Annotated in this window: 9 protein-coding genes; all 9 read right to left on the reverse strand. The window is 46.8% G+C overall.

From position 1 onward, the window contains the following. Positions 1-76 precede the first annotated feature (76 nt). The 9 genes from IL_RS07685 to sdhC all read right to left on the reverse strand — a co-directional run bounded on the left by IL_RS07685 (position 77) and on the right by sdhC (position 11,416). Positions 77-1,402 carry an IS4-like element ISIlo1 family transposase gene (locus tag IL_RS07685; RefSeq protein ID WP_011234327.1) on the reverse strand — a complete coding sequence of 442 codons (1,326 nt, stop codon included), beginning with the start codon at positions 1,400-1,402 and terminating at the stop codon, positions 77-79. A 135-nt stretch (positions 1,403-1,537) separates the two neighbouring features. Continuing rightward, positions 1,538-2,410, reverse strand: coding sequence for a succinate--CoA ligase subunit alpha (gene sucD, locus IL_RS07690; protein ID WP_011234743.1), 873 nt, complete (start codon positions 2,408-2,410; stop codon positions 1,538-1,540). Then, positions 2,410-3,576, reverse strand: coding sequence for an ADP-forming succinate--CoA ligase subunit beta (gene sucC / locus IL_RS07695; RefSeq protein WP_011234744.1), 1,167 nt, complete (start codon positions 3,574-3,576; stop codon positions 2,410-2,412). The genes sucD and sucC overlap by 1 nt, the downstream gene beginning before the upstream one ends. A 136-nt stretch (positions 3,577-3,712) precedes the next feature. After that, on the reverse strand, positions 3,713-5,275 hold the full coding sequence (gene odhB / locus IL_RS07700) for a 2-oxoglutarate dehydrogenase complex dihydrolipoyllysine-residue succinyltransferase (protein ID WP_011234745.1): 1,563 nt from the start codon (positions 5,273-5,275) through the stop codon (positions 3,713-3,715). A gap of 13 nt (positions 5,276-5,288) precedes the next feature. After that, a complete protein-coding gene (locus IL_RS07705; protein WP_011234746.1) occupies positions 5,289-8,096 on the reverse strand; it encodes a 2-oxoglutarate dehydrogenase E1 component in 2,808 nt (935 codons plus the stop codon). Positions 8,097-8,207: 111 nt separating this feature from the next. Then, positions 8,208-8,921: a succinate dehydrogenase iron-sulfur subunit gene (locus tag IL_RS07710; RefSeq protein ID WP_011234747.1), complete on the reverse strand. Its 714-nt coding sequence runs from the start codon at positions 8,919-8,921 to the stop codon at positions 8,208-8,210. A gap of 12 nt (positions 8,922-8,933) precedes the next feature. Beyond that, positions 8,934-10,700, reverse strand: coding sequence for a succinate dehydrogenase flavoprotein subunit (sdhA, locus tag IL_RS07715; protein ID WP_011234748.1), 1,767 nt, complete (start codon positions 10,698-10,700; stop codon positions 8,934-8,936). Beyond that, positions 10,701-11,048 (reverse strand): succinate dehydrogenase, hydrophobic membrane anchor protein, encoded by a 348-nt coding sequence (gene sdhD / locus IL_RS07720; RefSeq protein ID WP_011234749.1) that lies wholly within the window; start codon positions 11,046-11,048, stop codon positions 10,701-10,703. It abuts the gene before it with no gap. Then, the gene (sdhC, locus tag IL_RS07725; protein WP_011234750.1) at positions 11,042-11,416 is read right to left on the reverse strand and encodes a succinate dehydrogenase, cytochrome b556 subunit; all 375 of its coding nucleotides are present in this window, start codon (positions 11,414-11,416) and stop codon (positions 11,042-11,044) included. The genes sdhD and sdhC overlap by 7 nt, the downstream gene beginning before the upstream one ends. Positions 11,417-11,725 lie beyond the last annotated feature (309 nt).

Consider the following 11,725-nt stretch of genomic DNA (forward strand, 5'->3'; position numbering starts at 1 on the left):
CGTGATAGCGAACTCTTTTTCCTTAGAAAGCAGCCACAAAAAACCCGGCGCGAAGGCCTAATGCTTGTCAGTTAAGCTAACTGGCTGTCGGTTTAGAAGGCGGTCGCATCGGATAACGTTGCGGCCGCCTTTTTATTGAACGAGGGTAATATCGCTCTCGTCTTTCGGGCAGCACGAATGCGCTGGCCATTTCCATCATTTGCTCCATGACTTTGGGTATTTTTCCGGGTGAGATGTGTACCAGTATATGTAACTGCCCCACCAGATAATGAGAGGCTTGTTTGAAACTTATTTGATTCGGCTCAATATGCTTCAGGCTATAGGCCATTTGCGCCATCATATACCGCAATAAGTTATAAGCGACCAGCATGCCCCACAACTCCTGCTCAACCAGGTCAGGCCGTTTGCTGCGCAGGGTCAGCTCACTCTTCAGCATATATTGTTTCATTTCACGGTAAGCCTGCTCGATTTCCCAGCGATGAGCATATAAGTCAACGATATCGGCTTCAGGATAACGCATCGTGTCTGTCATTGAGGTTAATATCGCAACCTCTTTTTTAGCTATTTTCTTACACACTAAACGCGCCTGAACAGTGTCCGGTGCATTATCCCACTTCTTCTTAGCTTGTGGTGAGAGCCTAATTTCTACCAATTTGTCCGTGTCGCTAAAAGACTTCTTGACAGAGTATTGTGCGCCTTTTCTGAGGGGAATAAGCCAATGGCGCTCCTCACCGGCACGATGCCATTGATCCAGTAAACCCAGCGCATAAAACCCTTTATCGAACAGCGTCAGTGAGTGGTCCGGCGTCTGTTCAATCAGCCGGGCTGCCAGGTCTACTTCACTAACCTCTGCAATACTGCCGAACTCCGTCGAGGTGACTAAATGGCTGCTTACTTCCATTTGATTCACCATCCGAATTTGAGGATAGTCGGATTCAGCCCGCTGGTTAGCCGTTCGCCCATAGGAAGCATCATTCTCCGGTGTGTCCGGTGTACGCCAGACGGTGCCGTCGACAGCCAGAACCGATAGATTATTCCAGTGAGAAAGCGGTAGTTTATCGAACCACAGCTCATTAGTGAGCTCAAACATACGCTTCATAACATTAGCCCCCAAACGCTGACGAGCCTGAACTACGGCACTCGGCGCAACGTAAGGTCTTTTGCCGGGCAACATTAAATCAAGGTGTGAAACGAGCTGACGCATCGGCATTTCCCGAAATAATGCCATTCCTACGACCGCCCAGACCATAAAGTCCATTGGCAAACGGCGTTTGCGTACCGTTGTAACGCCCGCGTCTTCAAGGCATTGTTCGATTAACTCAGGCTCCAGCAGATCCGGTAGTTTACTAAAATCATCCGGCGTAAACTCCTGCAGTTGGTCCAGTGCTTGACTCAGAAACATAAAAAATCCGTAGTTAGAAAACCTAACTACGGATTTTGAAGTCTCTGCCGGATCGGTCAACCGATCGCTAAAATTTTTCTTAACTGATCGGCATTAGGCGCGAAGGCCGGGTTTTGTTTAAGCGTTGGCGGGATATTACCAGCCAGTTTTCTCTGCAACAGCTTTGCCGATGTCGGCTAGGCTGCGTACAGTTTTAACGCCTGCTGCTTCAAGTGCAGCGAATTTCTCGTCAGCAGTACCTTTACCGCCGGCAATGATGGCACCAGCATGGCCCATACGTTTGCCCGGAGGCGCAGTAACACCAGCAATGTAAGAAACAACCGGCTTAGAGACATTATTTTTTATGTACTCTGCCGCTTCTTCTTCCGCTGTACCGCCGATTTCACCGATCATTACGATAGCTTCGGTTTCTGGATCTTTTTCGAACAGTTCCAGAATATCGATGAAGTTAGAACCCGGGATAGGGTCACCACCGATACCAACACAGCTAGACTGACCAAAACCTGCGTCAGTAGTCTGCTTAACCGCTTCGTACGTCAATGTACCTGAACGTGACACGATACCCACTTTACCTTTCTTGTGGATGTGCCCAGGCATGATACCGATTTTGCACTCGTCCGGAGTGATAACACCCGGGCAGTTTGGACCGATCATGCGCACGCCTTTGTGCGTCAGGTATTCTTTAACGTAAAGCATATCCAGCGTAGGGATACCTTCAGTAATACAAACAATCAGTTCGATACCAGCGTCTGCTGCTTCGATGATTGAATCTTTACAGAAAGGAGCTGGTACGTAGATAACTGAAGCAGTTGCGCCAGTTGCTTCTACAGCTTCTCTTACAGTATTGAATACAGGCAGACCTAAGTGCTCTTGACCACCTTTACCAGGTGTAACACCGCCAACCATTTGCGTACCGTAAGCAATAGCTTGTTCAGAGTGGAAAGTACCCTGACCGCCAGTAAAGCCCTGGCAGATAACTTTGGTATTTTTATCGATCAAAATGCTCATTATTGACCTCCTGCCGCAGCAACCACTTTATCGGCAGCATCAGATAAGCTCTCTGCAGCGATAATGTTCAGGCCACTTTCGTTCAATTTCTGGGTACCCAGTTCAGCGTTGTTACCTTCAAGGCGAACAATAACCGGTACTTTAACACCCACTTCTTCAACAGCGCCGATAATACCTTCAGCAATCATATCGCAACGTACGATACCACCGAAGATGTTAACCAATACGGCTTTAACAGAGCTGTCTGACAGGATAATTTTGAACGCTTCAGAAACACGTTCTTTTGTCGCGCCGCCACCAACGTCAAGGAAGTTAGCTGGTTCGCCGCCACTCAGTTTAACGATGTCCATAGTACCCATCGCCAAACCAGCACCGTTAACCATGCAACCAATGTTGCCGTCTAGTGCTACGTAGTTCAGTTCCCATTTAGCCGCTTCTGCTTCACGTGCGTCGTCTTGTGACGGATCGTGCATTTCACGGATTTTAGGCTGACGGTACAATGCGTTGCTGTCGATGCCAACTTTCGCATCCAGACAGTGAACGTTGCCTTCGTCAGTAATAACCAATGGGTTAATTTCTAACAGCGCTAAGTCGTACTGTTCGAACATTTTCGCCAGGCCCATGAAGACCTTAGTGAACTGCTTAACCTGGTCTGGAGTCAGACCCAGTTTAAAGCCTAGCTCGCGACCTTGGTATGGCTGCGCACCAACCGTAGGGTCAATTTCAGCTTTCAAGATTTTCTCAGGTGTTTCTTCAGCAACGGTTTCAATTTCTACGCCGCCTTCGGTTGATGCCATGAACACGATTTTGCGTGAAGCACGGTCAACAACTGCACCTAAGTAAAGCTCGTCTGCAATGTCAGTGCAGCTTTCAACTAAAATCTTAGCAACCGGCTGACCTTTCTCGTCGGTCTGGAAAGTTACTAAGTTTTTACCTAACCACTGCTCAGCGAATGCGCGAACGTCGTCTAAACTTTTCACTAATTTCACGCCACCCGCTTTACCGCGGCCACCAGCGTGAACCTGACATTTGACAACCCAAATGTCGCCACCAATACGTTTTGCCGCTTCTACCGCTTCATCAGCAGTGTCGCAGGCATAACCTTCAGATACTGGCAAACCAAACTCTTTAAAGAGTTGTTTACCCTGATACTCATGCAAATTCATGATGCTCTTCCGATTCGTTGAAACAACTTAAGCAGCTAAAGTGCTGCCTACCCGAATACCGCGCCGAATTTTAACCTGCTCGGCGCATAATTAACAGCCGCAAGCTAAATTGCATTGCGGCTGGTTCTCAGCGTCTTTAGATATCCAGGATAAGACGTTGAGGATCTTCTAATAGCTCTTTCACGGTAACCAGGAAACCTACCGATTGTTTACCATCAATAATTCGATGGTCATAAGAAAGAGCCAGGTACATCATCGGTAAGATTTCGATCTTACCGTCTACCACCATCGCCCGCTCCTGGATTTTGTGCATACCCAGAATAGCGCTTTGTGGTGGGTTCAGAATTGGCGTTGAAAGCAGTGAACCAAATACACCACCGTTAGTAATGGTGAAATTACCACCCTGCATTTCATCCATAGTTAACTTACCGTCACGGCCTTTGATAGCCAGGTCACGAATACCATTTTCCATATCCGCAATGCTTAAACGGTCAGTGTCGCGCAGAACTGGAGTTACCAGACCACGAGGCGTTGATACCGCAATGCTGATATCGAAGAAATTGTGGTAAACAATATCGTCGCCATCAATGGATGCGTTGACGTCTGGGAAACGTTTCAGTGCTTCAGTTACAGCTTTGACGTAGAAGCCCATGAAACCAAGACGCGTGCCGTGAGTTTCTTCAAACACGTCTTTGTACTTCTTACGCAAGTCCATAATTGGCTTCATGTTGATTTCGTTAAACGTGGTCAACATCGCGGTGTCGTTCTTAGCTTGCAACAGACGCTCAGCGATACGTTTACGCAGACGTGTCATTGGTACACGTTTCTGGTCACGGTCACCTGAAACGGCTGGCTGTGAAGACTGCTGTTTGCTGCTATCCGAAGACTTAGAAGACTGAGCTTTCACGTGTTTTTCCACGTCTTCTTTAGTGACGCGACCGCCCTTACCAGTGCCTTTAACGTCACTTGGCTTAAGGCCGTGTTCACCAAGTAAACGACGAACCGCAGGACCCGCTACTTCGTTGTCACCGTCATCGTCTTTACTTTCTGAAGAAGATTCAGATTTGCTGTCATCGGACTTGCTTGAACTACCGCCAGCAGACCCACCAGCTTCGACAATACCGATAACGTCATCAGCACCGACTGTCGCGCCTTCTTCGTGCTTAATTTCAGCTAAAACGCCATCAGCCGGAGCAACCACTTCCAGAACCACTTTATCGGTTTCAATATCAACCAGGTTCTGGTCACGTTTTACTGCATCGCCAGCTTTAACGTGCCAGGTAGAAACAGTGGCATCAGAGACTGATTCTGGCAGTTGAGGAACTTTAACTTCCATTTTCTCGCCAGAACCTTTTTTGTCAGAGCCTTTGTCTTCTGAAGAATCAGATTCTTTTTTCTCTGACTTCTTGTCGTCGTCTGAGTCTTTATTGTCTGATTTATCGTCAGATGCCGACGCACCGTCACCTTCTTCAATTTTTCCGATAACTTCTTCAGCTGTTACGGTAGTGCCTTCTTCGGCAGTAATTTCGCCCAAAACACCGTCTGCTTCCGCAACCACTTCCAGCACTACCTTGTCGGTTTCGATGTCAACCAGATTCTGGTCGCGAGACACTTTATCGCCAGGTTTTACGTGCCATGTTGCAATTGTTGCATCTGCAACAGACTCGGGTAATTGAGGAACTTTAATATCAATCGCCATGGTTCATCTTCACCTATTTAATGGTTAGCGCTTCGTCAACAAGGTTTTGCTGCTGCTTGTTGTGCTCTGAAATGTATCCGACCGCCGGTGCGGCTGACGCACTACGACCACGATAAGACAACTGAGCTCCTTTCGGAATTGCGGCCCAGAAGTGATGCTGGCTGCTATACCATGCACCCTGGTTCTGAGGCTCTTCCTGACACCAGACAAAATCTTTAACGTGCTGATAATCTTTCATAATTTCTGCCACTTCTTCCGCAGGGAACGGATACAGCTGTTCGATACGAATAATGGCAACATCTTCTTGTTCACGCTCGCGGCGTTCTTTCAGTAAATCGTAGTAGACTTTACCTGAGCAAAATACCACGCGTTTTACTTTTTTCGGATTCAGATCATCGATTTCACCAATCGCGTTCTGGAATCCATGATCCGCTAAATCATCCATTTCTGAAACCGCTAACGGATGACGTAACAATGACTTAGGCGTCATAACAACTAACGGGCGGCGAACCGGACGTAAGTGCTGACGACGGATCATATGAAAAACCTGTGCAGGCGTTGTCGGTACACAGACTGACCAGTTGTGATCAGCTGATAATTGCAGGAAACGCTCAAGACGGGCTGAACTGTGCTCTGGACCCTGGCCTTCGTAACCGTGTGGCAATAACAATGTTAAACCACATAAACGTCCCCATTTCTGTTCACCAGAACTTAAGAACTGGTCAATAACCACCTGAGCGCCGTTAACGAAGTCACCAAATTGAGCTTCCCACATAACCAAAGACTGCGGTTCAGCCGTAGCGTAACCGTATTCGAAGGCCACAACCGCGGCTTCTGATAAAACCGAGTCGTAAATTTCAATTTGCCCCTGCTCTGAACCTAAGTTGTTCAGTGGCATATAGGTAGAACCATCTTTTTGGTTATGCAATACCGCGTGGCGGTGGAAGAAGGTACCACGGCCGCTGTCCTGACCGGTCAAACGAATATGAGTACCGTCGTTAACTAAGGTGGCATAAGCCAAAGTTTCAGCGAAACCCCAGTCCATTGGTTTATCGCCTTTCGCCATTTTCAGACGTTCTTGATAAACTTTTTCAACACGGGAATTCAGCTTGTCTTCTTCCGGATACTGAGTGATTTTTTCACCCAAGTCTTTCAGTTTGTCTGCTGAAACTTTGTAGTCGTACTCTACATCCCAGTCGTTTCCAATATAGGGAGACCAGTCAACAGAGTGCTGACGCATAGGACGGTGTTCATCAACCACCACTTCGCCTTTATCTAATGCATCACGATAGTCAGACATCCACTGCTTAGCTGTGTCTTCATCTACTATCGACTTCTCTATCAGACGCTTGCCATAAAGCTCGCGGGCAACGGGTTGTTTTTTAACTTTTGCATACATCAGCGGCTGTGTTGCACTTGGCTCATCGGCTTCGTTATGTCCATGACGACGATAACAAACCAAATCAATAACCACGTCGCGCTGAAATGCATTACGGTAATCAAGCGCTAACTGAGTGACAAAAACAACGGCTTCAGGGTCATCCGCATTAACGTGGAAAATTGGCGCCTGCACCATCTTGGCAATGTCAGTACAATACTGAGTAGAGCGCGCATCTTCCTGTTTAGATGTAGTGAAACCAACCTGGTTATTCACCACGATACGGATAGAGCCGCCTACACGGTAAGCACGTGTCTGCGACATATTAAAGGTTTCTTGTACCACACCCTGACCGGCAACAGCAGCGTCACCGTGAATGGTAATAGGCAGCACTTTTTTGCCTTCCGGGTCTTTCAGGCGGTCCATGCGCGCACGAACCGATCCCATAACAACCGGGTTTACAATTTCAAGGTGCGACGGGTTAAAGGCCAATGCAAGGTGGACGTCGCCGCCCGGGGTCGCATAATCAGAAGAAAAGCCCATATGATATTTAACATCACCTGAGCCCTTTGTGCTGTCATGCTTGCCGGCAAACTCGTCAAATAAGTCCTGTGGTTTTTTACCCAGAACGTTGACCAAAACGTTCAAACGACCTCGGTGAGCCATACCAATAACGACTTCCTTGGCACCTTGCTCACCAGAGCGTGAAATGAGTTCTTTCAACAACGGAACCAGACTGTCGCCACCTTCTAATGAAAAGCGCTTAGCTCCCGGGAATTTTGACCCAAGATACTTTTCCAGTCCGTCAGCGGCTATCAGCTCTTTTAAAATTTTAGTCTGCTGTTCTTTTTCAAACTTGGGCTTTCCAAGAACACCCTCCAACCGTTGCTGAATCCAGCGTTTTTCCTCGGTTGAAACAATGTGCATGTACTCGGCACCAATAGAGCCACAATAAATATTTTCCAACGCCTCGTGAATATCACTCAGCTTCATTGTGTCTTTGCCAACAGCTAAAGAGCCGACATTAAACTCGCGTTCTAAGTCGTCTTTGCTTAAATCGTGGAAGTTTAATGAAAGGTCTGGAACGGTTTCCTGTTTCCATAAACCAAGAGGATCAAGGTTGGCGTGCTGATGGCCGCGGAATCGGTAAGCATTAATGAGCTGTAAAACTTTAACTTGCTTCTGATCTGCGGCAGTCGTGCTGCCTGTTTGAGATTGCTTGAGCTTATTCTTAGCGGCCTGGCGAAACTGCTCCCGGACATCGCTGAGTTTAGTATCAACAATGTGATTATCCTTCGGCAACGCATCGAACATTTGACGCCATTCATCACTGACTGCCGTCGGATCATCCAGATACGCCTCAAACATTTGTTCAATGTAGGCAACGTTACCACCGGCTAGATGCGATGTTTCTAACCATTCACGCATTACACCATCTTGCATTGCGTTTCCTTCACCTGAATAGATAAACCGTTTTTATAAAAAAATAGCCATCCTTTGTGGGATGGCCATCCACAACATCAACCGTTCAAATTGGCGCGACAATTTAACGAGTTAAACAGCGCGACTCAAAAGCATCGATTTGATGTGTCCAATAGCCTTTGTTGGATTCAACCCTTTTGGACATACGTTAACGCAGTTCATGATTCCGTGACAACGGAATACACTAAAGGCATCATCAAGTTCGTCCAGACGCTCGTCCGTTGCTGTGTCACGACTATCAATTAAGAAACGATAAGCGTGCAGCAGACCAGCTGGCCCAACAAATTTATCTGGGTTCCACCAGAACGACGGGCACGAAGATGAACAACATGCACATAAAATACATTCGTAAAGACCATCAAGCTTAGCACGGTCTTCCGGCGACTGCAGTCGTTCACGCGCTGGTGGCGTTTTGTCATCGTTGATAAGGTACGGTTTGATTTTCTCGTACTGTTGATAGAACTGGCTCATATCAACAATCAAATCACGAATGACAGGCAAGCCTGGTAGCGGACGAATCACAATTTTGTCTGATTTCAAAGAAGACAAATGAGTGATACAAGCCAAACCATTTTTACCATTAATATTCATACCATCGGAGCCACAAACACCTTCACGGCACGAGCGGCGGAATGCCAGCGATGGATCTTGTTCTTTCAATTTGATCAGTGCTTCTAGCACCATCAAATCCTGATTATCTTCTACTTCCAACGTGTACTCTTTCATATGAGGCGCGTTGTCGACATCAGGATTATAACGATAAACTGAAAATGTGTATTTTTTCATATACCCTCCAACTTAGTAGGTACGAGCTTTCGGAGGGAAAGCTTCACGCAGTTTAGGCGCCATATTGACTTCCCGCGTCACCATATCTTCCTTTTCAGGACGATAAACAGTGTGTACTAACCACTTCTCATCATCACGATCCGGGTAGTCTGCACGGCTGTGAGCACCGCGGCTTTCTGTACGGAAGCTGGCAGCAACTGCAGTTGAGTAAGCCGTTTCCATCAAGTTATCTAGCTCAAGGCACTCGACGCGCTGAGTATTAAACTCTTTGGAGGTGTCATCAAGACGGGCGTTTTTCAGGCGTTCGCGAATTTCGCGCAGCTCAGCAAGCCCTTCTTTCATTGAATCGCCTTCGCGGAAAACCGAGAAATTAAGTTGCATGCACTGTTGCAGGTCTTTCTTAATTTGTGCCGGATCTTCGCCTTTCTGAGTATTTTCCCAACGATTATAACGCGCTAGTGCAGCGTCAATGTCGTCGCTGCTTGCTTCTCTGGCTTCTACGTTAGCCGCAAGCGTTTCACCCAGATGCATACCGGTTGAACGACCGAATACCACCAAATCAAGCAGTGAGTTACCACCTAAGCGGTTAGCACCGTGTACAGATACACAAGCAATTTCACCACAAGCAAACAGCCCTTTAACGTGAGATGTCTGACCATCGTCACCAACAGTCAGGACTTGTCCATTAACATCCGTTGGAATACCGCCCATCATGTAGTGACAGGTAGGAATAACCGGAATTGGTTCTTTTACCGGATCAACGTGTGCGAATGTACGTGATAAGTCACAAACACCCGGCAAACGACTTTCCAGGGTTTCTTTACCCAGGTGATCCAGTTTCAGTTTAAGGTGAGTACCCCATGGGCCTTCACAACCACGTCCTTCACGGATTTCAGTCATCATAGCGCGGGAGACAACGTCGCGTGACGCCAAATCTTTCGCGTTTGGCGCATAACGCTCCATAAAGCGTTCGCCGTCTTTGTTCAGCAGGTAACCGCCTTCTCCACGACAACCTTCTGTAACGAGTGAGCCCGCTCCGGCAATACCGGTTGGATGGAACTGCCACATTTCCATATCTTGTACAGGAACGCCAGCACGTAGAGCCATACCAATACCGTCGCCAGTGTTGATATGAGCATTGGTCGTTGAAGAATAAATACGACCAGCACCGCCGGTAGCAAGAACAACGGCTTTAGCTTTAACAAAGTAAACTTCGCCGCTTTCGATATCCATGGTGGTTACACCACAAACTTCGCCGTCTTGGTTCTTAACGATATCCAGCGCGTACCATTCTGAAAATACGGTGGTTTTTTTCTTCACGTTTTGCTGATAAAGCAAATGCAGCAAAGCGTGACCGGTACGGTCAGCTGCAGCGGCAGTACGAGCAGCCTGCTCGCCACCAAAGTTCTTCGACTGACCACCAAATGGACGTTGATAAACTTTGCCGTTTTCAAAACGCGAGAATGGTAAACCTAAGTTTTCCATTTCTAAAATAGCTTCAGGGCCAGCTTTACACATGTATTCGATAGCGTCCTGGTCACCAATATAGTCCGAACCTTTAACGGTATCGAACATGTGCCATTCCCAGTTATCTTCATGCGCATTACCTAATGCTACGGTAATACCACCCTGAGCAGAAACTGTGTGAGAGCGTGTTGGAAACACTTTGGACATCAACGCGCAGCTCAATCCCTCTTGGGAAATTTGCAGTGCTGCTCGCATGCCGGCACCGCCAGCACCAATCACCACTGCATCATATTCTAAAGTTTTAACAGTCACTTAAACACCCCACAGTACGAATAAGCCAGTGAGCCAAACAGCGATCAGACCAACGCTGAAAACCAGTTGGATAAAAGCTCTGAGACCGGACGCTTTCACGTAGTCTGTTGATACTTGCCAAATGCCAATCCAGCCGTGAATTAACACAGAAGATAAGGCCAGCATAGTGAACACTTTCATCCAAATGTTGGCAAACAACCCACTCCACACTTGATAAGTTACATCTGGCGTAGAAAGGAAGAACCCAGCCATGAACAGTGAATATAGAACCATTACAATCGCGCTGGCTCTCAATAAAATAAAGTCATGAGAACCGCTACGACCAAAAGTAGCTGCTGCTGTTACCATAGCCAAACTCCTACTAATACGGAAAAGATCACAGAAAGAGCAATTGAGACAATTGCGCTGATTCTTCCGGAATCGAGTTCTTCCCAGTAGCCCATGTCCATTACTAAGTGACGCAGACCAATGATTAAGTGAAATCCTAGCGCTGTCAAAATACCCCAGCCAATAAATTTAGCGATAAAGCTGGTCATGATACTCTCGATTTGAGCAAAGCCTTCAGGGCCACTAAGTGACACGGCAAAAGCCCAAATTAGAAAAGCCAGAGAGAACAGCATAGCAACACCGGAAATACGATGCAGTATGGATGCTTTGGCAGCGGCAGGAAGCTTGATAGTTGATAAGTCTAAATTAACAGGTCTTTCTTTTTTCACGATAGATTGCCTTTTAATAAAGCACAAAAGAAATGCAATTTTCGTTTGCGCGACACAGAAACATGCCACCAATACGGCGCAAAGTATATCTAGCCAAGCTATTAATTACAACGACAAACTCAGATTTGAACGCTGACTAAAATACGCTTTACTACTAAAGTCTAACCTAACAAGATAATTCTTCAATCTGAGTAATCTTTTCGTCATGTTTATTACGTATATTTCGCTATAATTGGTTCATGTTCCCCGATTAAAATTGACATTTACGGGCATGATCGAGTTAAATTAGCGCACTTTTTCAAAGTAGAT

The sequence above is a fragment of the Idiomarina loihiensis L2TR genome (assembly GCF_000008465.1).
Classification (GTDB): Bacteria; Pseudomonadota; Gammaproteobacteria; order Enterobacterales; family Alteromonadaceae; genus Idiomarina; species Idiomarina loihiensis.